The 21,755-nt window shown below is 38.1% G+C and carries 19 protein-coding genes, 2 pseudogenes and 2 CRISPR repeat arrays; of the genes and pseudogenes, 6 read left to right on the top strand and 15 right to left on the bottom strand.

Annotated elements, in window-relative coordinates:
* Positions 1–184: 184 nt before the first annotated feature.
* The 3 genes from GGQ95_RS10325 to GGQ95_RS10315 form a co-directional block, all read right to left on the bottom strand.
* Positions 185–1,390 carry a S1C family serine protease gene (locus GGQ95_RS10325; protein WP_183186721.1) on the bottom strand — a complete coding sequence of 402 codons (1,206 nt, stop codon included), beginning with the start codon at positions 1,388–1,390 and terminating at the stop codon, positions 185–187.
* Positions 1,391–1,892: 502 nt separating this feature from the next.
* Positions 1,893–2,588 carry a hypothetical protein gene (locus tag GGQ95_RS10320; protein ID WP_183186720.1) on the bottom strand — a complete coding sequence of 232 codons (696 nt, stop codon included), beginning with the start codon at positions 2,586–2,588 and terminating at the stop codon, positions 1,893–1,895.
* Positions 2,589–2,842: 254 nt separating this feature from the next.
* Positions 2,843–3,094 carry a hypothetical protein gene (locus GGQ95_RS10315; protein WP_183186719.1) on the bottom strand — a complete coding sequence of 84 codons (252 nt, stop codon included), beginning with the start codon at positions 3,092–3,094 and terminating at the stop codon, positions 2,843–2,845.
* A gap of 362 nt (positions 3,095–3,456) precedes the next feature.
* Between GGQ95_RS10315 and GGQ95_RS10310 the strand changes: the two genes are divergently transcribed.
* Positions 3,457–3,825: a VOC family protein gene (locus GGQ95_RS10310; protein ID WP_183186718.1), complete on the top strand. Its 369-nt coding sequence runs from the start codon at positions 3,457–3,459 to the stop codon at positions 3,823–3,825.
* An 87-nt stretch (positions 3,826–3,912) separates the two neighbouring features.
* Positions 3,913–4,790: pseudogene (locus GGQ95_RS10305) on the top strand (acetyl-CoA hydrolase/transferase C-terminal domain-containing protein); the annotation flags it as partial.
* Between the two features lie 421 nt (positions 4,791–5,211).
* Here the strand turns inward: GGQ95_RS10305 and GGQ95_RS10300 are convergent.
* From GGQ95_RS10300 to GGQ95_RS10285, 5 genes are all read right to left on the bottom strand, one after another.
* On the bottom strand, positions 5,212–5,661 hold the full coding sequence (locus GGQ95_RS10300) for a hypothetical protein (RefSeq protein ID WP_044743898.1): 450 nt from the start codon (positions 5,659–5,661) through the stop codon (positions 5,212–5,214).
* Positions 5,658–6,266 carry an ATP-binding cassette domain-containing protein gene (locus GGQ95_RS10295; RefSeq protein WP_044743899.1) on the bottom strand — a complete coding sequence of 203 codons (609 nt, stop codon included), beginning with the start codon at positions 6,264–6,266 and terminating at the stop codon, positions 5,658–5,660. The genes GGQ95_RS10300 and GGQ95_RS10295 overlap by 4 nt, the downstream gene beginning before the upstream one ends.
* The gene (locus tag GGQ95_RS10290) at positions 6,263–8,236 is read right to left on the bottom strand and encodes a bacteriocin-associated integral membrane family protein (RefSeq protein WP_183186717.1); all 1,974 of its coding nucleotides are present in this window, start codon (positions 8,234–8,236) and stop codon (positions 6,263–6,265) included. Before GGQ95_RS10290 ends, GGQ95_RS10295 begins: the two co-directional genes overlap by 4 nt.
* Positions 8,237–8,862: 626 nt before the next feature.
* Positions 8,863–9,021 carry a mediterrocin family bacteriocin gene (locus GGQ95_RS18965; RefSeq protein WP_458294272.1) on the bottom strand — a complete coding sequence of 53 codons (159 nt, stop codon included), beginning with the start codon at positions 9,019–9,021 and terminating at the stop codon, positions 8,863–8,865.
* Positions 8,957–9,199 (bottom strand): mediterrocin family bacteriocin, encoded by a 243-nt coding sequence (locus GGQ95_RS10285; RefSeq protein ID WP_183186716.1) that lies wholly within the window; start codon positions 9,197–9,199, stop codon positions 8,957–8,959. The genes GGQ95_RS18965 and GGQ95_RS10285 overlap by 65 nt, the downstream gene beginning before the upstream one ends.
* Before the next feature lie 234 nt (positions 9,200–9,433).
* On the opposite strand from GGQ95_RS10285, the pseudogene GGQ95_RS18845 reads away from it, so the two are divergent.
* The 3 genes and pseudogenes from GGQ95_RS18845 to GGQ95_RS10270 all read left to right on the top strand — a co-directional run.
* Positions 9,434–9,740, top strand: a pseudogene (locus tag GGQ95_RS18845) (transposase); the annotation flags it as partial.
* Between the two features lie 24 nt (positions 9,741–9,764).
* Positions 9,765–10,324: direct repeats of the CRISPR family, unit length 30 nt; unit sequence GTTTCAATCCCTCATAGTTAAGATAAAAAC.
* Between the two features lie 475 nt (positions 10,325–10,799).
* A complete protein-coding gene (locus tag GGQ95_RS10275; protein ID WP_080859886.1) occupies positions 10,800–11,396 on the top strand; it encodes a TetR/AcrR family transcriptional regulator in 597 nt (198 codons plus the stop codon).
* A 9-nt stretch (positions 11,397–11,405) separates the two neighbouring features.
* A complete protein-coding gene (locus tag GGQ95_RS10270; protein ID WP_080859884.1) occupies positions 11,406–11,867 on the top strand; it encodes a DUF2269 family protein in 462 nt (153 codons plus the stop codon).
* A 261-nt stretch (positions 11,868–12,128) separates the two neighbouring features.
* Here the strand turns inward: GGQ95_RS10270 and GGQ95_RS10265 are convergent, their stop codons facing one another.
* From GGQ95_RS10265 to liaG, 6 genes are all read right to left on the bottom strand, one after another.
* Positions 12,129–13,862 carry a M56 family metallopeptidase gene (locus GGQ95_RS10265; protein WP_183186715.1) on the bottom strand — a complete coding sequence of 578 codons (1,734 nt, stop codon included), beginning with the start codon at positions 13,860–13,862 and terminating at the stop codon, positions 12,129–12,131.
* A 362-nt stretch (positions 13,863–14,224) separates the two neighbouring features.
* Positions 14,225–14,905 carry an ATP-binding cassette domain-containing protein gene (locus tag GGQ95_RS10260; protein ID WP_080859880.1) on the bottom strand — a complete coding sequence of 227 codons (681 nt, stop codon included), beginning with the start codon at positions 14,903–14,905 and terminating at the stop codon, positions 14,225–14,227.
* 11 nt (positions 14,906–14,916) lie between these two features.
* Positions 14,917–15,714: a hypothetical protein gene (locus GGQ95_RS10255; protein WP_080859879.1), complete on the bottom strand. Its 798-nt coding sequence runs from the start codon at positions 15,712–15,714 to the stop codon at positions 14,917–14,919.
* Positions 15,711–16,499, bottom strand: coding sequence for a hypothetical protein (locus tag GGQ95_RS10250; protein WP_183186714.1), 789 nt, complete (start codon positions 16,497–16,499; stop codon positions 15,711–15,713). Before GGQ95_RS10250 ends, GGQ95_RS10255 begins: the two co-directional genes overlap by 4 nt.
* Positions 16,489–17,253 (bottom strand): hypothetical protein, encoded by a 765-nt coding sequence (locus GGQ95_RS10245; protein WP_183186713.1) that lies wholly within the window; start codon positions 17,251–17,253, stop codon positions 16,489–16,491. The genes GGQ95_RS10250 and GGQ95_RS10245 overlap by 11 nt, the downstream gene beginning before the upstream one ends.
* 645 nt (positions 17,254–17,898) lie before the next feature.
* Positions 17,899–18,762, bottom strand: coding sequence for a LiaG family protein (gene liaG / locus GGQ95_RS10240; RefSeq protein ID WP_052660998.1), 864 nt, complete (start codon positions 18,760–18,762; stop codon positions 17,899–17,901).
* Positions 18,763–19,230: 468 nt separating this feature from the next.
* Positions 19,231–20,054: a CRISPR direct-repeat array (repeat unit 30 nt; unit sequence GTTTCAATCCCTCATAGTTAAGATAAAAAC).
* 661 nt (positions 20,055–20,715) lie between these two features.
* Between liaG and GGQ95_RS10235 the strand changes: the two genes are divergently transcribed.
* A complete protein-coding gene (locus GGQ95_RS10235; RefSeq protein WP_044746206.1) occupies positions 20,716–21,003 on the top strand; it encodes a hypothetical protein in 288 nt (95 codons plus the stop codon).
* 128 nt (positions 21,004–21,131) lie between these two features.
* Here GGQ95_RS10235 and GGQ95_RS10230 read toward each other — a convergent pair whose 3' ends face one another.
* The gene (locus GGQ95_RS10230; protein WP_066151100.1) at positions 21,132–21,665 is read right to left on the bottom strand and encodes a dihydrofolate reductase family protein; all 534 of its coding nucleotides are present in this window, start codon (positions 21,663–21,665) and stop codon (positions 21,132–21,134) included.
* Positions 21,666–21,755 lie beyond the last annotated feature (90 nt).

The raw sequence follows: 21,755 nt of genomic DNA, 5'->3' as shown, positions 1-21,755 counted from the left end.
TGTATAGTCTATTCAAAGGCGTCATTCCATTTTTTTACGGTCGGAGGCAAGTCAAAGGATTGTTCAATTTTCAACTTAATGAAAAACCCCTCTCTGTTTTGAGAAACAGAAGAGGGGTTGGTTTTTTTATGTCCATTGCGAATATTAAACTGTCGCAGTTGACCATTTTTTTGTTTCAACGCTCTTATTGCTGTTCTTGTCGCTCTTTTAGCTGAAGCAGAATCGTTTTGCTTTTTCCATCGCGTAAAATTTGCAATTGAATTTTTTCGCCAACTTTCGTTTTTGTATATAAATATTTTCGCAACTCACTTACATTATTGACTTTTGTTCCGTTAATTGCCACAATCACATCCTTCGCCTGAATTCCCGCTTCAGCGGCAGGAGAGGACGGCAACACCGCAGTAACCACCACTCCGTTTGTTTCATTTTCTGGAAGCCCTAACTGTTCAAAGCGAGTTTCTGCTGGTATCTCGCTCAAATCCCGCAAATTCACGCCCAGATACGGACGTTTCACTTTTCCGTACTCCATTAATTGTTCAATCACCGGTTGAACATATTGGCTTGGAAGCGCAAATCCAAGTCCTTCGATCCCTTCCTGCGCGATTTTTAAACTATTAATGCCTACTACCTGTCCCGCGCTGTTAATAAGCGCTCCTCCGCTATTTCCCGGATTGATCGCCGCATCCGTTTGGATAACATTCAGCTCCCATTCCCCTTCTGATGTCGAAACAGAAATGGTTCGTTTTCCGCTGACAATTCCTTCAGTGACCGTTCTTGATAAATCCAAGCCAAGCGGGTTCCCAATCGCCGCCACCTGCTCTCCGACACGAAGCGTCGAAGAATCACCGAAACTAGCGACCTTCTTAACGTTCTTTCCATTAATTTTTAATACCGCCAAATCGCTTAATGGATCTGTCCCGACAATTGTCGCCTTCACCCTTTCTCCGCTTGGAAGCGATACTTCCACTTTGTTTGCTCCTTCAACCACATGATTATTGGTCACAATATAGGCGACATCTCCAGCTTTTTTAAAAATAACGCCAGAACCTGTTCCTGTATCTTGTTCTGCAGAAGCGCCCGAGAAAATATCCGCTTGCTGCTGAATGTTGATGACTCCGACAACCGCATCCGCTACATTTTCAATTGCCTGCACCATATTGCTATTCGACGTGCTTGCGGTTGGCTCCAGCGGCAAAGCGCTGGATTTTACCGCTTCTTGCTGCGACGTTGTTTCTTTCTTGTCTGCATGCTGCTGAATCCCGAGTGTCGGGGCCATATAGAGCGTCACGCCGCTTCCAATCACCGCTCCAATAATCGAAGCAGCCAGAAAAGGAAAAAAGCTTCTTTTTTTCGCCGGGCGGCTCGCATATTCATATTCCGTCATATTCATGCTATCACTCCCCTTCTATTACTGTTATTTCCCGTTTTCTGACTTTATAGTAAAAAAGAAAGGTGAAAATATGGTGAAAATATCAGGATTTTTACATCATTTTGAACAGTATGGGCCAAACAACTTAGCATACTGATTAGGGGATATAAAGGAAATATGATTGCCTCTGAATTCAATGATGATGAACTTGCGGATTCGAAAGTAAAAAAGTAATCATTTACTATGCACAGCGGGATCTTAATTTTATAAAAAATCATTGTTGGCGGCGCAGCAAAGGTTTGGGAAGCGCGATTCTTGACAAACCTTCTAGCCAAGCGTATCTTATCGTGACGCCACAACATATTCACCCACAAACAAAAATCCCGCTTTCCACAACACCCTAGTTGAAAGCGGGATTCGTCCCTTTTCAAGAGAACAGGCCTATAAAACGAAGAGAACGAAAAACAATGAACCTTACTCGCCCACACTCCGTTGAAAGACGGAAGACTTCTCGATGGTGAGGTTAAGCGGTCCATTGGTCGTGCACGATTCCGACTAAACACCATACTCCGCTTCGCTGTTCAAATACTAAGCGCAAGCTGCGCCAGTCCATTCCATCATATTGCTTATCAAATCCAGTAAAATGAAACTCGACAAAGGCGCTGTTCGGATATGCCTCTTGAATATTTTGCAGCGTATTTCCTTTACCGACAATTACATTGTTGCCAATCAGCTGCGGATTGGCAAAATCAACATCATATACAAAGCGGTCAAAATATTGGCCAAAGGTCATTTTAATCGGCTCTCCCGACCCGTCAAACTCACCGAATTGGTACGTTTGGCCACTTTCCATTAAAGATGGCAGCTGTTTTGGCGTAAAAACTAAATCTGTCTTCACGTTCACATGGCCATACGGACTGAATCGAACCCCTTTCTCTGAATCCACATATAAAGATAGCTGCTCCATATTCTTTTCTTTTAACGCCTGAGCAACTGCCAACGCGATCTGCAACAAATTTCCTTCCACTCGATCATCAGAAGCAGCCGCTTTTTTGGTTAATTCCTCATTTTGTTGCTTCAGATCGTCGATTGTTTGCGTTTGTTTTTGAATTTGCTGCTTTAAGTCGCGAATTTGCCCTTCATAGTCGGTATGGCTGCTTGTGCATCCAGAAAAGAGAAAAGCCAACGCGGCCGTTAAAAGCATGGTGATCCGCTTCATTTGGATCCCCCCTTTCATTGAATGTGCCAAACGAAACGGGCGGCATAACACTTCGCCGACAATCAACAAGCAAGGAGATCGCGCCTAATATTCTTGATGATGCGCTAATGATATCCCCTTATGCTAAAGATACCAGTCAATCGCAAAAATAGCACTGTTTTTTTACAATGATGTTGATAAAAAAATACCGCTTTCACTTTACGCAAAAGACGGTAAGCAGTCATGTTCTCTAAGCAAAGGTTGTCTCCCCAGATTCACTTTTTCATCCGTCCCATTCTTGTGACCAGCCATTTTGTACACCAAGCAGCAATCCCGCATGAAATGAGACTAACCGCCATCGAGAAAAGCGGATTGGGACCGACCAGTTCAACGTGAGACGGCAGTGTAGCGGCTTTCTCCCACGATATTTTAGGAGTATATAATAGCGTCAAAAAAAGTCCTGAAACCAGCTGCAGCATGGTAAATACAGCGATAAAGACAACGGAAAATATAAGGTATTTTTGCACATCCATCCCCCTTCTACGCTAAATGCAACCCTCTTTGAGAACATTGATGGCTGGAGACAAGTTCGTGAGCGTGCCGTTGTTACATATTTGCGTGACAAAAGCGCGGACGGCGCCATTTTTATCTTCCTCTATAGATCTACAACCTATCCACGCAAATAGGCTGTGATCTCTATACAGGTTATTACGGAAAAAATAAAGGAAAAATTTCCAAACAAATGAAATTTACTAGATGTTCTAATGTATATGTGCCAATCAGCGATGAAGGATTCAGTCAAGTATATTTGGATGAAAATGTTTTTTTGAATATTCATATTTTATTAATTATAATAAGTTTGAAACTGATCATGGAAGGGATGAGAAACATGCGGTTCACTTTTTTGAAAATTGACCATGTTCAAGTGGCCGCTCCAAAAGGCTGTGAAGAAAAAGCGCGTGAATTTTACGGGGAGCTTTTAGGAATGCAGGAAATTCCCAAACCAAAAAACTTGCAAAAGCGCGGCGGAGTCTGGTTTCAATGCGGAAATCATCAGCTGCATATTGGGGTGCAAGAAACTTTTCAGCCAGCTGTAAAAGCACATCCTGCCTTTCATGTCAAAAATCTCGCCAAACTGCGCGAACACTTAATGGCCAAGGGAATTGAAATCAAGGAGGAGGAGCCGCTAGAAGGAGCCGATCGTTTTTATGTCAGTGATCCGTTTGGCAACAGACTTGAATTTTTAGAATGGTTCTAAGTATGAAACAGCCGCCTGAGCCTTTGTTCATTCGTTCTGAACCACCGGATTCCATCAAGATTGTTGATACATCCACAGGCTAAAGTAGGAATCGTTTTCACCAACCAACCGGATTCACCATCTACCATCGTTCCTCCAGACGCAGAAACAGCGGCGATGGCGAATCATTTCATCCGTTTTCTTCGAAAAGAAGTAGCCGCAGGCCGGCTGAATGAACATTTAGCTCCTTTGCAGGCATTGGTTCGATTGCCAACGCGGTTCTATACGGTTTGTTAGATTCTGAATTTCCCAATTTGAAAGTTTATTCAGAAGTTCTTCAGGACGCTATGTTTGATCTGATCGATGCGGGAAAAGTCCGGTTTGCTTCCGGCTGTTCCATTACTCTATCACAAGCCAAAATGAAACAAGTATATTCCAATATGGATGCTTACCGAGACAAGTTGATCCTTCGTCCCCAAGAAATTTCCAACCACCCAGAAATCATTCGCCGTCTCGGACTCATTTCCATTAATACCGCCTTGGAAGCAGACATATACGGAAATATTAATTCGACCCACGTCCGCGGCACCAATATGATGAACGGCATCGGCGGTTCAGGCGATTTCGCTCGCAATGCCCGACTAACGATCTTCGTAACAAAATCCATTGCCAAAAACGGAGCCATTTCAAGCATCGTTCCATTCGTATCACACGTGGATCATACCGAACACGACGCGAATGTTCTTATCACAGAATATGGCTATGCTGATCTTCGCGGATTGGCGCCAATCGAACGCGCACCCCTAATTATTGAAAACTGCGCACATCCAAGTTACCGTCCGCATTTGCGTGAATACTTCCAAGAAGCGCTTAAACGCGGAGGCCAAACACCTCATCTCCTTGAAAAAGCACTCTCATGGCATGTCCATTATGAAAAATACGGGACCATGCTGGAAGCAAAACGGCCATTGCAGACGCAAAGCTAAAATACAAAGCGGGGACATCCTTGCAAGGAAGGCGTCCCCAGCTCACTTTGTCCCTCATCTGATTCCCCTGCATCGCATGCTCCCGCCTGTTTTCCTCTCAAGTACTTGTTTGCAACCCTTTCAATATAGCTAACACAAAAGCAACAAAAGCGTTAGATCTTACTCGCTGATTTTAAGCTTTTATTCCACATAGTGAAGATAAAAACCCAAAAACCATGATAAAATCAGCAGTTGGAAAATGGATACAATTTTATTATAAACTTATCTTAAAATTCGAGCCATTGTTAAGTAACCAAAAAGTTGTATACTGAAAAATAAGCTCCGAATAATCCCCTTCTGAAAACAGATAGGGTTTATTTGGAGCTTACCATCTTGAGTAATGGGTATACGTTGTATATACCCTGACGAAATGATTGGTATACTATTCTTTCAACTCCCACATTTCATTGGCTTTAGAAAATAATTCTTCTAATTCAACTTTATATTCTTCAACTTTTTGGGCAGCAACCGTATCGTCCTTATTAATTGGTTCCATATTTTCATCAACGTAGATTTCATATGCTACCCCATCCTTCTGTAGTCTGAAACCGTACTCATATCCACCAAATATTAGTGGCCATATAATTAAAGTTTCTCCTTTTTCATTATTAGCAACTACTAAATTTCCTGTGAAACGTAAATAATTTGGTTTTTTAACACTATAGATATAACCATCCTCTTTTTTAATAAAATGTAACCCCCATTCATTTTTGGGGATGTCTTTTACAAAGTTATTATACTTGATAGTTGTTATTAAAAACCAGCTTAAATTCCAAATAACAAATATTAATGTAATCAGTAGGAGGATTTTTTTTCCGGTTAATTTCGTCATAAATTTACCACCCTATTGCCTCGCTTTTTAATTTCTTCGTCGTGTGTCACAAGTATAATCGTTTTGCCCTGCTCATTAAATTGATTTAAAATGTCGAGTACAGCCTCGGCATTTTTCTTATCAAGAGAACCTGTTGGTTCATCAGCCAATATAATATCACACTTCTTCAGCATCAATCGAGCCAAGGCTACTCGTTGCTGCTCTCCCCCGGATAAAGTATATACCTTTTTATTTATCTTCTCTTCTAGACCAACCTTCCTCAAAACTTCTTCTATAGATAAATCCGTCCGGCAATCTTTACGAATCATCTTCAAATTTTCTTTAACAGTCTTATTATCAACTAACGCGAAATTTTGAAACAAAAAACCGATTTTCGTTCTAAAATAATGCAAATGGTTTCGTTTATTTTTAATGTCAATCCCGTCAACAATAATGTCACCATGGTCGATTTTTTCTATAGCGCCAATCATGTTAAGCAAAGTCGTTTTGCCACAGCCGCTCGATCCAGAAATTATGACAAACTCGCCATCTTCAATCTTTAAATTAAAATTTGAAAATACGATTTTTTCGTCAAATTTTTTCGTTAAATTCCTTATTTCAATCATATATTTCCTCCTTTTAATATTTTGGAAATTTTAGCATTCTCAATTTTACATATATAAAACACAATCACTAATAGCTCCAATACAATGATAACAACCCCTCCGACTACTAAATAATAGACATCGCTTAGTCCGAGTGCATACGCTACCCACACTGCTGAGATAATACTTAGTAAGGTAGTGACTGCTGTCATCAACACAATTTTTCTGTTTTTTTCGAATATGCTGTGCCCTAATACCTTCTTGATCGAAAGCTCAATTGCATTCACTTCATACTCCAATTTAATAATAGAACTAATGATGATCCATTCTAATAACAATACCAGCAAACTAAAGATAGAATTCATATACAACACTCTCTTGGCCATAACCCACTTATTTTTATAGTTTTCAAAAACGTTCGTTTTCGCCACAATCTGTCCCTTTAAATCATGCGCTTCAACAAATCGATTAAATTCCTGCTCTGATGGTATTTTATACATTATCTCATGTACATAAGTGATAGGGGATTGATTTTCTATCGGAAATTCAAGTGCGTCTGCCGCACGATTATCATAAATAATAATCGGATCTTTCACTAATTTACTTCCATATGTATAATTTTCATCAATAGAGATAATCTCTCTATTACCAGTGTAATAAATGAGATCGTAATCATCTGTAAATTGATCGCCTATATAAAATAAGATTGCACTATTTATTTCGTCAATAATCCTCGTATCTCCCTTCCATTTTTTAGGCAATAACACATAAATCTCCTTAGTTAAAGGCTGATTCCGCAACTCCTTAATTTCGCCTGACAAATAATCAAGCGCATTTTTATTAGCTAAAATGCCTTGCCCGTTGAACAATCCCGAAGTGCTCGCCAATAAAGTGGCATTATATTTACCAAAAAATTCCTTGTAAAATGTTACTTGCACCATCGTACTTTCATTTCCTCCAACATCAAAAGCACCATCACTATTTTCAACTGGTTTATACTCTAATCGAGTGTAATAATAATCCGCATAGTCTTTAAAAAAAGATTTCTGCTTATAAAGACGATATGATTCAGAAATTAACATGATATTGCTTGAGAGAACGAAAATTGTAATCACTGCTGTTACGAGCTTTAAGCCATAATTCAGAGAAAGAAGCTTTTTAGAGCCTTTGACATTCGAAAAAACTTCTTTCACATTGAAAAAATACAAATTGACGTACAGAAATGCATTCAGTAAAAGCAAAAGTGAAAAGAAAATCAAAGAAATGTCCAGCCTAAAAAATACGTACGTATACTTGGATAGCACATAGACAACGATGACAAATAGCGAGATCAATACGAACGAATCTAATACAATATTACGCCAAACAATCTTACTGATTCTTTCTCCCAGCGAAATCCGAATCAGATTTTCTTTCTTTTGCAAAATTACATCATAATAGGAAAGCAATAAAATAATACTAGTAATCAGCAGCCAAATCGACATGATTGTATTTCTTGATTCCTTGCTGACATAGCCATCTTTAGGATGATTGCCTGCGTACTTATTAATCAAATCCATTTTAAATTCATAAACCTGCTTGTCACGTCCAATGACGTAAAAGTCGTGTACATTTTCCATTGTCGGTATGTCTTCCAGCTGATGAAAGGTAAAACGGAGGCTTCCTAAAAAAAGGCTCATATATTCCCGTTCTGATAGCTGTACCTGTTCGTTGAGATGTCTTTCCACACCTGATGTTCCATAAATATCAAACTCCGTCAGAAAGGTACTGCGGGGGGATCGGATGAAAGTAAAGACGTCCACTTTATGACGCTCTGCTGAACGAAGGATATCCTGAACCATTTCTTCATCAGTTGTGTCCGACTGCAAATACATAGTAGTATGGTCAAATCTTGTATAAAAATTATCTAAATAAAAGATATGGCTTTCTCCGATAATAAGCATGCCAACAAATATGATACAAAAACTAATAATATACTTAATGGCTTTCAAATAAACCCCTCCGCCACTTTTAATGATTGTCACTCAATATATTTTCTTCATAGACTTTCATATGTATATTTGGTAATTTTAGAAAATTTCCTGAATTCATTTCCTTTATGATCGATAAAAACTTAAGAAAATAAGAAACAATTCTTCCATAGAACATTTTCATTTGAAGCAAAAATAATACCTATATTTAGAATTACTTTACCATGAACCTCTAATATTAACTCTCAAGATCACCTATGAAAATGTGTTCTGTTGTTTATAGATTGAGATATAAGGCTATGTATATACTATACTCCATCATTTTCGTGCTGGGTGTTCATATAAAATAATGTTTCCAGAAAGAAATTCCTCAGTGTATTTAAGTAATATGTCAAGATAGTTAATCAATCTTTGAAATATACAGTTACGGCGGCTTCATATCATAGTTTTTTATTTTTTCCACGATTTAATTATGATCTGAAGCCGCCTCTTTTGTGTTATATTTCTTTTATTTCGATCGGATCCTTGCAAACATGATTGAAAATTTTAAAGCAACAAATAAGTAAATAGTTTATGGATTTTATACACTTGCTATGCTTGAGCCAGTTGAACAATAGGATTCAACTAGTACCATGGACATTGTTAATTTAATAAGTTATTGAATAATAAACGGTTGAACCACTATGTGTAACCTCTATACCAGCCCAATTACCAGCGCTGTCCTGATCAGAGAAAGTGCCGTTAGCATTTCTTAACTTTTGCGATATGACTTGTTGTACTATGTTTTGTATGGGTAAAATCCTCATTTATAAAGTCAGTGTTAAAACCATATTCAATTACCCAATTCGTACCACTATTGTATGCTGTCCAAGATTTGTCAAAGTTTCTCCCTTTGCTTGAATATTCATACGTTGCAGCAAATGCAGATGTCGATGAAGCTAATAGACCTAAAGCTAAAGAAGCAGAAATTAATGATTTTTTCATATGATCTCCCCCTAAAATATTGAAAAATTGTTAAGTGCTTAAATATGAATGTTTTATCATAATATACATTTTTTTCAATATATTTTTATCTATTTTTAATATTTTTTTAATCATTCATTTAACATTATCTTTCTTAACTAATGAACGTGTTGGCATAAATGCACATAAAAAATCCACCACCTTGGAAATCATATACAGTGACAAAAAATAACTCTCCAAGGGGTGGACACGATCATGATTTCCAATTGGAACAGCGAACATGCATGGTCTTATGAAATCAATCCACTTTTAGCCTCCTTATTTCGATATATTGACTCTCTGTCGTTGCCAGAAACACCGTACGTGACAGGAAGATCGCCAGTGTCGAAAAAAATCGTTGTTGAAATGTTTCTTTTTGAAAACCTATTTTGCTATTAATTCCTTGAGAAAATTTGTACGCATCCTGCAACGTTTTCGCTGTTTTCAACGGGCCTGTGGGCTTGGCGAAGTCCCTTATCTGTCTATGTTTTCGCGTGCGGTGAGATGGTTTCAGAAACGCGGTGGAGATCATGAAAAATGCAAAGTTGTTTTAACCCCTTATAGTTAAGATAAAAACGAATAACGCCATTGTTGATGGAGTTTATTTACTCCTGTTTCAATCCCTCATAGTTAAGATAAAAACTCCAAGTGATTGCTCATGAAATCGGACATCATCTCGAGTTTCAATCCCTCATAGTTAAGATAAAAACGATACCGTTCGATACCTTTATTTTATCGGAGTGGCGTTTCAATCCCTCATAGTTAAGATAAAAACCAAACCTGATTTATCCTGGGCAAAAGTTGGTGATTCCAGTTTCAATCCCTCATAGTTAAGATAAAAACACAGATGAACGCCTTGATACCAATGTGTGCGGTCTTGGTTTCAATCCCTCATAGTTAAGATAAAAACGAATTTTTCTTTGATCGTGCCAATTACTTGATCTTGTTTCAATCCCTCATAGTTAAGATAAAAACTTCGTAGAAGGAAATTTGAAAAGCGAAATTGGATTGTTTCAATCCCTCATAGTTAAGATAAAAACTTTCTTGTATCAATCCGTTGTCTTTCAGAATACAATGGTTTCAATCCCTCATAGTTAAGATAAAAACCCCCCACAATCCATGATTAAATCAACATTTGGAAAATGGATACAATTTTATTATAAACTTATCTTAAAATTCGAGCAATAGCTTCTTTTTCTGATCGCTGTAGGAATTCTGGCGGTTAGAAAATTGTCGTCGATCCCCCGGGTTTTTGACGCTACTGGAGATCGACGACAGTTGAGATATTGGATCTATGATGCGCACGTAATCACCAACTTCCTAAAAGTTGAATTTCTTTAATACGTGTTCTATCCCCGTTTTTCTGAAATAGATTCCCCCTTTCAGTTATCCCTCTCCAAAATTCTGCACTTAAGGAAACAGGCTCGAGCCTATCTCTTTTCAATCGAATCATCATCATGCCAACACGGAATCTCACAATCGATCATTTTATCTGGCCAATAAAATTTTTTATTTACAAACCGACGGTCGGTATTTATAATTAATGATAAATACTCCTATACCCTCGAAAGGAGGCACATAATTGAAGCGTGAACAAAAACGAGAGCAAACGAAGCGATTGCTATTGGATGCTGTGAAAGAATTAATTTATGAAAAAGGATGCACCAATACAACACTCCATGACATTATGGAGCGTTCCGGGTTATCTAAAGGAGCCATTTTCCATTATGTAAAAAGCAAAGACGAACTTTTCAGTTGGGTGTTGAAGGAAAGGCTCGACAAAATAAACGAGCGCTTCTTCCATCAGGCTTCGCAAAAGGCCTCATTTGAGGAACCACTCTATGAAATCACATCCCGATTGTCAGATCTGGAAAATCCGCAAGATCCCGGCAATCAAGTGCTCATGTACCTTTTAGGCAAAAGCGATCAACCTGATATAAAAAAAATACTCCAGCAATATTATGAACAAGCCATTCATATGTCCAAATCATGGATCATTGCTGGGCAAGAGGCTGGCGTTATCTCACAGTCCATTGATGCCGACAAAACAGCAGAATTATTTACGCTTATCTCATTTGGTTTGCGGATGCGCAGCGTCATTGATTCAAACGGCTATTTCTTTAATCAAGATTTTGCCGAACTAATGTCTGAAAGGCTTCAGTCAAAGGCAGAAAGGTAGGAAAAACATATGAAATCTCTGTTATTTATGCATATTGCCGGGGTTGTCCTTTTTTTAGGCAATATTATCGTGACGGCTTTCTGGAAAATGCGGGCAGATCAAACGAGACACCGTGACTTCATTCATCGGACTGCCAAAAATGTCATGCTAGCTGATTTCGTTTTCACTATTCCGGGACTGTTGCTCATTATCATATCCGGAGTTTGGATGGCTGTTCAAGCGGGATATCTCGTTTCAGGATTTAATTGGCTAACCTTGTCCTTGATATTATTTGCATTGACAGGAATACTTTGGGCCGGAGTGCTGCTCCCTTTGCAACGCAAAATGATACATCTCAGCGCTCCAACTGCCGAAAACGAATTCAACATAGAATCGTACCGCCAGGCGTCACGGCACTGGATGATATTCGGAACGCTCGCAACATTGCTCCCTGTTCTCATCTTATACCTTATGATCAGCAAAGGGGTCTGATGGTCAGAATTTAACATATCCAATGAGAAATCTCCCACCTTTAAACAGAGTTTAGGTGGGAGAAGCTCATATACGGATATACAATGAAATTTAATATGATCGTTAGCCAATGAGGACTAGCAGAAAATGTTATAGAGAAATGGTAAGCTAGCTATTTCCTGTTTTCATGATTGCCCTCTCATAAAATGGAATATTTTTTCTATTGAATGCATATCAAGATTCAAACCCTTCAATCGGAGGATTTGGAAGAAGAATGGAAGTCTATAGATTTTTCTTCCAATTGGGCAGCGATTCCTGAAAGCGGCTGTTCCACCATAATTTTATTTTCCCTATGTTCCATCCTGTTTCTGTTGTTCGAAGCGAATGAACACGCCAATACATGGGCGGATGAGACATAAACTGAAATTCCAAAAATCGAAAAAACCAAGAATCCCTTTCCAAAGAAGACAATCTTTCGTCCTTTTCCTCCGCTTCTTGCTCTTCTTCAGGAACGACGTGGTATCCGATTGCTTTTTCCGATGCTTGATCTTGATGCTCAGAGAGGATGGTCAAACTTTTGGCCATTTGAACATTCCCGCCATCCAACAGCGTTGCTCCTAAATGATCGGCCCGTACTTCCATCCACTGCGTAATCAGAGACTGGAAAGCAGGAAGCAGAAAAATTAAAATCCAAAGGACGAAAAAAACGAGGATTTGATGGTTTTTTAGCAAATTCGGATAGGTTTCATGTATAAAGAAAATACCGATGACAATCCATCCAATCAAAACAAATCGCAACAACTGTCCAGTCAAGACGTCTCGCTTTTTGACATGAATGGCCTCATGAGCCAAAATGCCTTCAATGGCTTCAAGGGGAAGCTTCAGCGTTTCCGAAGTCAGCGCCACCAGTGATCGGCCAATATTAGCGCCTGCCGCCAACCCATTATATTCGACCGATTCTGTGACATAAATAGTGACATGGGAAAGTCCAGCACGTGAAAAGACTTTCTCGATGATCGGAAGCAACTGAGGATCGCTTATTTCCTTCATATCTAAAGCCATTTTTAATACGCGATCAGAAATCCACAGATTGAATATCCAAAATAGCAAAATAACCATGGCCGTCACAAGCGGGCTGATACCCATAAAAGTGAAAAGTGTTAAGAGAGCCGCATAGGCTCCTACTCCTTTCACCGTTGCCGCAAAATACCCCTTTCCTAGAAGACGCTTCCAATTACTTTGATGATAAAAAGGTTTTACCTCGATCTCTTCTAGCTTCTTCCTTTCCTCTCTGAGGACGAAATCCATCGATTCCGATGGATCAGGGGTGAGATAGATTTTTTCGCCGGAAAAAGATAATTTCCACGTTTTCCCCACGCTGGTCGTATAGTCCGTATGAGGAGAAAACAAAGAAAAAAGCGGAAATAGTTGCAACACATCCGGCCGTGTTTGAACGCTTGCTTCTGAAAGCTCCTTTAATGGATACTTTTTCGTTTCGATAAAAGATATCGCATATAGCGCCTCTTCCTGTTCTGCGTAAAAAAAACGAAGAGAGCGAAACAGTCTTATTCTTTTCGTCAGCCCAGCCACAAGAGAGACGAAGCTGTACAAAAGTACGAGCGTGATGGGGGAATTCGGACCGAAAAGGAAATAAAGAACAGCGATGCCCATAAACAATCCCGCAAATAAGAAATCCAATAGGATACGCTCTTTATTCTTAGACAATACAATTTCTCTTGATCCTTGTTTTTTCAGTTTACCGATGATCTCTTGCGATTGGGCACCGCTTCTTTCTGGCACCGGAAAGCTAAAAAAGCTAAATAACAGTATAGAAAAAATAATCGTCGCTTCTAGAAACCCTTGTTCCAAAAACACATAGACGATCCATCCAATTCCGAATATAGCAGCGAATATACCTACATACACAGACGAACGCCATTTTTTAAAAAAATCTACCAAGAAGCTGAGAAAAAAGCCGATCACAGCGGTTAAAATTGATATAGTCAAATCCGGCATAAATCGTTCCTCCTGTCCGATTGAAAAAGCGCAAGAAAACTACCTACTATGTTTATCTTATCTGATAGAAAACAAGATTTCCATAACAGGAAAAATTAGATAAAAGGAAGATTGCGTATTTCGCCTGAAATAAAAGGGGGAAACTTCCATGATAGAAAGATAGGATGATACACGGAACGAATCGTTCGAACCATTGATCATGGATTTACCGTCACAAGCCTTTTTCAACTCTCTCATGGCTCACTTCCCCCGTTGCAGAAAGAAATCTTTGCGGTTGCTGTATTTTCGTTTTTGTTTTGGCATATGAAATATGAAAAGCACCGCCCTTGATGGACGCATCCATCAAAGGCGGCGCTGCCTTTTTACGTATGTGGCGCGAATTCGGACTTGCGGTTGTTCAAAGCACTCAAACATCCCTTGTCCATTTTATAAACCTCATCACAAAGAAGGTTAATGTCTTCTGAGTTATGGCTTGATAAGAGAATCGTTACATTTTGCGTTTTTAAATTTTTTATTAAATTTCTGATGTCTGCTATACCGTCCTCATCCAGCCCATTCATTGGCTCATCTAAAATAAGAAGGCTTGGTTTTTCCATAATCGCTTGAGCTATACCGAGTCGCTGTTTCATCCCTAAAGAATAATATTTTGTAGGTCTTTTATCTTCAGGGTCTAACCCTACGATTTCCAAAGTCCTTTTGATTTCCTCCAACGAAATTATCTGATTAATGGAAGCCAATAGTTTCAAATTTTCAAGGCCTGAATAATGAGGAAGCAGGCCGTTTTTATCTAACAACAACCCTATGTTTTTAGGGAACTTCCCTGAAGTAATTGGGTCGCCAAATATTTCAACCATGCCTGAGGTGGGTCTGATCAGTCCGGCTATAACTTTAAATAACATGGTTTTTCCTGATCCATTCCTACCCACGATTCCGCAAATTTTCCCCCTGCTAACTTCTAAATGAATATCCTTTAAAATCTTATGGCCCTTTATCTCCTTACTAAGATTTACAATTTTCACTGCACTGTCATTATGGCTATTCATCATATCCCACCTTATAGCGCATTCTTATGTAATAGACTGTCCATGCGTTTACAGCATATATAATGAACGAGTATTATAATCATAAAAATTACAAAGAAATAGTAACTCAATGACCACGCAAACGGAGAAACCTCTGCGTTTCTCGCTGCAAGAACGCCCTGTGAAAACGGCAGCCATTTATTCACATATGGTGAACTTTGTAGTAAACCTACTGATATGAAAATAAACATAACAGAGATGCTAAAGCCTGCTATTGAATTGCCAGCCAATATCGAAACCACATGACTCATTAACATAATGAAAAAAGTCAACAAGATCAGTAAAACAAATTGAAATAACATGAGTTTTAGAGGAGTATAAGTGTTCAACAAAGGAATATCATCTAAACTAGCACTCATGCTTTTTCCGCCATTTATCAGGTATGATAATAGTATGGAGATGGAATACCCTATCGAATAATAAATCACGATAAATATAAAATTAGCTGAAATCATCCCATTTAACCATAAAGAAAAATGACCTGCTCTTGGAAGTATCCAAAGGTTGTTTTCATTAAGTTGTTTGTTTAAAAAATTCCCACATAAAACATATATCGGCGTTTGATGTAGCAACCATCTTAACAAATCGAAATTAAAATAAGCAGGTCCATAGTAAAATGTTATTAAAAGAGAAGCAGGTCCAGCATTTTGCCAATTATAAAAATTGAATGACACAAAATGAAAAACCACAAAAGTTAAAAGGATGATTATCATATTTCTTTTATACAACAAAGTACGAAGAAAATACCTTAAAAGACGTAAGTATTTCATGATTGCCTCCAACTAAAGTCCATCTTTTTCACCCGCGATATTCCTATAAACAATAATAGGGTCAAAACCGTTCCCCAATAGATTATGGACTGGACAAAGTGACTATAAAATGAGCTCCCCATTTTTCCTACTAAAACATGATAAGTGAATGTAAACGGATAAAAGAAAGTGATTTTACTTAAATATATAACGATGCTAATCACATTAAAGCCGAGCGTGATGATAAAGCTAATGACATTATTTCGGACGATTAAGTTAGCCACAAAAAAAGTGATTCCCAATGTTAGAAAAAATAAATAAACAAGAAGTAGACTAAATAACACCAACGTCGCCGGCTTTATATCGTTATATTTTAATAGGAAGTCATATACGGCCGCCCCATATTCACTCCACCTGTTTTCAAATTTCAATGTCAACAATGATTCAAGGATGCAAATGAAAGCCGACGCTAAAACAAATAATAAGGTTGCCATGCCCATACTGATAACAGAAGTGTAAAACCATTTGGCGCGGCTGGCGAATTTAATCATTGCGTACTGATCAAACGAACGAAAAGTGGTGAAAGGAAAGATACTCACTAAATAAATTAATGATAAGAGAAAGAATACATGGAAAAAATCATGAAATGAAAACAATAATAAATCGAAAACATTTTTTTCCTCTTTATACATGAAAAAAGAATGAAAACGAAATAGACTAATGATAATGAGGAACAATAGAATCGTATAAACAAACTTGCCACTATAAAGAATATTAAGCAATCTAATGCTCAAATTACTCCGCATGTTTGGCAGCTCCTATAAAAAATAATGCAACTCCTATGATTAGCAATATCAAATCGTAAAGTGCGACGTATGAAATCTTTAAATCAGGATCATACTCTAAATCAAATAACATAGCAGAATTGAGGAATTTGTTGATTTGAAATAACAAAGTTCCAGAAAGGATATAAAAAGCAAAAGGAAAAACAATGGTTAAATAATGATTATGAATAAACGTAGATACGCCAAGCGCTAAAGTAGAAAAAACGACCCCGCAAACAAAGCTATTCAAAATCATGATCAAAACAAATAAAACCGGCGAATACTCGTATACCCCGCGCAAGACTATGATATTTAGAGTATCTACAACCGACACATCAAATTTTTTTATCAGTAAAAAGAGGATAAACGATACAAGCAGGCTTGATGCAATCACATAACCGCTTACTAGTCCGTTTACCAGCAGGCGAATCAGCAAATATTTTTTTCGGCTCATTCGATAAGATATATAGTGGATGAAGCCAGTGCGAACATCCGTTACATAAGAAGCAGCAAACGGTAAAGAAACTAACACGGGAAACAACAAACTTAATATGGCTGACGTTCCCTCACTATGTGAGTACATAAATAAATAAATGGCGTTTACACCTGGGTACGGATGAAAAATAAACTCAAAAGAGCCTATAAATATGCAAGCGAAAATTAATAGTTGACTAATGAACGTGTTTCGTGAAAAAAACGCCCTTTTTAACTCGCTGACAAAATATCCATTCCCCATGTTGTCTCATCCCTCCCTTTAAAACCCAGAAAAGCTTAAAATAAGGCATTCTCGATTCACTTTTTTATAAATAGAATGCCAATGAAGATGGACAGATTTCTCGGCTATCCCTTCCATTAATGTAGCCATACTCCCCTCTCTAATAAGCAGGGATGGCGAGCGGACGATCCAACAACGCCGCTTGCAGACGCATTCATTTCTCTGAAAACAGCTGGTTGTTCGGTTCTCGGCCAAAAAAACCGAATTCTCCTTAATTGAATGGGTATCTATCTTCTCGTTCGCTCAAGATCATGTGCAAATGAATGGGATGGCGAAATCATTTATCACTTGTATATAATCCATCAATAGTAAGTGATGTGAAAAATTTTTCTTCATTTTATTCAAAAATCCCTTCTTTTTTTTCAAAAAAATACAAAAATAGTCTTTTAGAAATGCGATTCAATGGATTTATGAATCACATTTTGTCACTTATTTTTTTATAAAGTGAGAGAAAGCGCAACATCTAGATCCATTCAGTTGAAGATTCTGATCAATGTCTGTTCTTGTCGATGCTGCTTCTAAACAGGTTAATCATTGAAAAAGCAGCCTGAAACACAAAGATAGGAATCAGGCTGCTTTCTTAAATTCATATTGTTCTCCGTTGTTTTAATAAATGTTTATATGACCGCTCGATACATTTAGATCAATAGGATGTTCACCGGATCCATGGACGCCTTTGATGCTTTTATGCTCTATTTTTTTCTTGGTTAACGGAAAATCACATGTGATATTACCGCTGCTTGTTTTTCCGTTTAAAGTAAAATCAGCACTTTTCGGAAGATGAAGATCCACCCCTCCGGAACTGACTTCAATATCCACAGCCCCTGTTAATTCGTCCATTTGCATACTTACATTTCCAGATGATAAATCGGCCTCAATCGCTCCACTATAATGCCGCACCTTAAGATTTCCCGAACGAATATCAAATGTTCCTGATTCTGCCGTTAATGAGTCGATATCGGCATTCCCCGATGAACTGTCGTGTTCAAAACGTTGAACCGATATATTTTTTAGTTTGACGTTTCCTGAGCTCACATCGAACAGTAATTTATCTAGTTTCATCGGTTTATTTTTTGAATGACCAGAGAAGCTCAAATTCCCTGACCCCAGATTTATCACCATGTTTCGATCATAATCTTCAGGGATATAAAGATTCAGTTTTGCCTTGTTATGAAATGGCCACCCAAACCGTTTCCGCTCCACACTTATACTCACTTTATCTCCCTGACGCTTAACTGTCAGTTTTCCCTTTCCATCTAAATCAGCTTTTATGTCTTCACGGTGTTTCGGAATAATCGTTGTGCTGACACCTGAAATATCCATTTCAATCATATCAATTCCCTCTGATGTAACCGACTGGTTTTTTGGCTTTCCGAAAGGCCACCAACTAAAATCAACTGGATTCCAAAAGATAAGGGATAAGCTAATCAATCCAATAAGACCTAATAAAACAGGAATTTTCTTTTCCAATGTTTTTCCTTCCTTTCCCATTAAATTTTACATCAGTTTCTTCACCCTACTTCGAACCATCAACTTTTTCAGGCGCCCTTAAAACAGCTGAACCTCACGCATGATCTAATGCTTCAGTCATCTTCCATTTAATGGCATATTCGACATTTTGCCTCGATCTACAACTTGGATGGAATCAGATCAAGCGACTCTTCCTTTTCTTATTGTAAGAATACAGTAAAAGGGAATGTTCCAAAATGGACCTCAAATGTATATTCGAATAAGACTTGAGGCTTATATGATAATAAACAAATAATGGGGTCTATCCCCCATCACGTAAATGTAATGAGGGAAGACCCCATATATCTACCGCACAACATAAAATTTGATCTTAAGTTTCCTGATGTGTTTTCTTAAAGCCATTTCAATCACCACAGCCCTATAATTGACGCGCCGTCGATGGCAGTAAAAACACTGTCCGTGCAAAATGTTTTTATTCCTTGTAGTTAAGATAAAAACGCGGCAAAGGCGGTTTTCCTGTATGATCTAGATTTGTTTCAATCCCTCATAGTTAAGATAAAAACTAAACTGTTACCAAACGACGAACAATGTCCATCATAGTTTCAATCCCTCATAGTTAAGATAAAAACAGCTAAACGAAATTTATTTTATCCCATTTTTAAACTGTTTCAATCCCTCATAGTTAAGATAAAAACCAGGCACTAGACCTGTCTTTGGACATGTAGTACAAGTTTCAATCCCTCATAGTTAAGATAAAAACTTTGTGCCCATGCACCAACTTCTCGAAGAATAGGAGGTTTCAATCCCTCATAGTTAAGATAAAAACTGGCGATTGATTCGCCTTCACGTTGCTCCAACTCCTGTTTCAATCCCTCATAGTTAAGATAAAAACAATCGATGGCCGATGGCGAATTAGAATCGATTCTCGAGTTTCAATCCCTCATAGTTAAGATAAAAACTTCGTTCCCCTTCGTGAACTTTTAAGCTATATGATGCGGTTTCAATCCCTCATAGTTAAGATAAAAACGACATGAAGAGATCAATATGTGAGGATGGTGTCATCGGTTTCAATCCCTCATAGTTAAGATAAAAACACGTGACGTACATGAAAAGAGTGAACGGCAGAAATTGTTTCAATCCCTCATAGTTAAGATAAAAACCCCTGCCGTTTCTGCTTATTGTTACGCTTCTTCTCGTTTCAATCCCTCATAGTTAAGATAAAAACGCAAATGAGGGAGTGACGAAGAAGTCTGCTTCAAATTGTTTCAATCCCTCATAGTTAAGATAAAAACCCCAAAAATAATGATAAAAGCAGCATTTGGAAAATGGATACAATGTCATTATAAACGTATCTCAAAGTTCGAGAAATAGCTTCTTTTTCTGATCGCTGTAGGAATTCTGGCGGTTAGAAAATTGTCGTCGATCCCCCGGGTTTTTGACGCTACTGGAGGTCGACGACAGTTTTTCTTTCGTTCATACGTCATTTTTAGGAAAACAAATGAGGATTTTTGAGTTTGCCGAAGCTTGTTAGATTCGGGCTTGCCTTTTCGTCAACGAAAATGGAAATAACGCCATCCTCAGCTCCGCCCACGTTTCCATAAAGCGGCGCTATGGGTCTGCCCGACCGTAGAAAAAGTCCAAACGCTCTATCTATGTCAAAATTAACATGTCACATTGCATCTATCTACTTGTTCACTTATAATAATTTATAGCCATGAAAGATTCATGATATGATAGGAAGCGCCCTCAAGAAGTTGCAAAATTCTTTGTATCCAATATGAGAACGAAAATCGGCTATCTGATATAGATTTTCCAAAATCAGAGCTACCTGATCTGCCGCGCCGATCGGTCGAATTCGTCGAAACCCAAGATTGACGAATAACCAACAATGTGAATAGGGTGTATGTACATAAAGCGCAAGAACACAGCGCAATATTTCAAAAAAGGATGATCATGGTGGAAGCGCTATTAAATCAAATTCTCGAGAAACTAGTTGAACTTCAATCAGAAATTGACCAGATGAAGACAAAACTGGCAACCAAAGAAGATCTTGCTGCGGTTGCGACAAAAGGAGATCTTATAAGCATTCAACAAGCTATCTTAGAGACCAATCGAATTGTTAAAAACATCGAGCTAAATCAAGAGCGCCACGAGCGTATTTTAGACGTTCTTTCCAAACGTTCCATTGAACATGAGGCAAGATATCAGCGACTTACAGCAAGCGCAGTAAAAGAAAACTAGCGAAAAGTACCGAGAAGTTTATCTTGGTGCTTTCTTTTTTATGAGGCTCTGTTACATTTTCGTGTTGATCATTGCGATTCATGAAGGGAAAACCCATTTTTTAGGCTTCCCTTCGTTTGTGTGTGCCTTTACTTTTTAACTTCATAGTGCAGTTCAACGAATTGATTGAAGTTCCTGACACCTTTCAACGAGAGGTTTAATTGATAATCTCCCTCTCTAAATAGAGGAATTCCTGTTCCAAGTAAAATAGGGGCAACTTTAATGATGAATTCATCAACCAATTGATTTTTTATAAAAGAATGTAACAATTCTCCTCCACCCACAAGCCAAATGTTTCTTCCTTCTTGATTTTTAAGTTTATTGGTGAAATGAACCGCATCTTCATTAACAAATTTTACATCTTCTTGATCCTCAAGAGGAGATCTTGTAAATACATAACATGCTTTGTTTTCATATGGGAGTTTTTCTATACCTTGTTTCAGTACCCAATCGTAGGTCCTTTTACCAAATAAAATCGTATCTACCGTTTCATAAAATTCAGAATAACCGTTATCTCCTTCACCTTCGACTTGGAATAGCCAATCAAGAGATTCATCTTTTGTAGCTATATATCCATCTAAACTCGTTGAAATAAATAATACTAATTTTCGTTTTTTCTCCATAAAATTCTCCTCTAATTTAGAATGAATGTTCCATTATTCCGTTGGTTGAATAAAAACGGCAGAACGAGGTTCCCGAGTTTCGTTCATTAA

It is taken from the genome of Anoxybacteroides rupiense (assembly GCF_014196195.1).
Lineage (GTDB): Bacteria > Bacillota > Bacilli > Bacillales > Anoxybacillaceae > Anoxybacteroides > Anoxybacteroides rupiense.
This window is presented reverse-complemented; position numbering and strand designations above follow the sequence as displayed.

Excerpts from the sequence above, each read along its gene's own strand:
- GGQ95_RS10285 (WP_183186716.1), bottom strand. The coding sequence starts at position 9,199 with ATGAAAAAATCATTAATTTCTGCTTCTTTAGCTTTAGGTCTATTAGCT.
- GGQ95_RS10325 (WP_183186721.1), bottom strand. The coding sequence starts at position 1,390 with ATGAATATGACGGAATATGAATATGCGAGCCGCCCGGCGAAAAAAAGA.
- GGQ95_RS10310 (WP_183186718.1), top strand. The coding sequence starts at position 3,457 with ATGCGGTTCACTTTTTTGAAAATTGACCATGTTCAAGTGGCCGCTCCA.
- GGQ95_RS10320 (WP_183186720.1), bottom strand. The coding sequence starts at position 2,588 with ATGAAGCGGATCACCATGCTTTTAACGGCCGCGTTGGCTTTTCTCTTT.
- GGQ95_RS18965 (WP_458294272.1), bottom strand. The coding sequence starts at position 9,021 with ATGAGGATTTTACCCATACAAAACATAGTACAACAAGTCATATCGCAA.
- GGQ95_RS10235 (WP_044746206.1), top strand. The coding sequence starts at position 20,716 with ATGGTGGAAGCGCTATTAAATCAAATTCTCGAGAAACTAGTTGAACTT.
- GGQ95_RS10265 (WP_183186715.1), bottom strand. The coding sequence starts at position 13,862 with ATGCCGGATTTGACTATATCAATTTTAACCGCTGTGATCGGCTTTTTT.
- GGQ95_RS10295 (WP_044743899.1), bottom strand. The coding sequence starts at position 6,266 with ATGATTGAAATAAGGAATTTAACGAAAAAATTTGACGAAAAAATCGTA.
- GGQ95_RS10245 (WP_183186713.1), bottom strand. The coding sequence starts at position 17,253 with ATGGGGAATGGATATTTTGTCAGCGAGTTAAAAAGGGCGTTTTTTTCA.
- GGQ95_RS10255 (WP_080859879.1), bottom strand. The coding sequence starts at position 15,714 with ATGAAATACTTACGTCTTTTAAGGTATTTTCTTCGTACTTTGTTGTAT.
- GGQ95_RS10270 (WP_080859884.1), top strand. The coding sequence starts at position 11,406 with ATGAAATCTCTGTTATTTATGCATATTGCCGGGGTTGTCCTTTTTTTA.
- GGQ95_RS10300 (WP_044743898.1), bottom strand. The coding sequence starts at position 5,661 with ATGACGAAATTAACCGGAAAAAAAATCCTCCTACTGATTACATTAATA.
- GGQ95_RS10260 (WP_080859880.1), bottom strand. The coding sequence starts at position 14,905 with ATGAATAGCCATAATGACAGTGCAGTGAAAATTGTAAATCTTAGTAAG.
- GGQ95_RS10230 (WP_066151100.1), bottom strand. The coding sequence starts at position 21,665 with ATGGAGAAAAAACGAAAATTAGTATTATTTATTTCAACGAGTTTAGAT.
- GGQ95_RS10250 (WP_183186714.1), bottom strand. The coding sequence starts at position 16,499 with ATGCGGAGTAATTTGAGCATTAGATTGCTTAATATTCTTTATAGTGGC.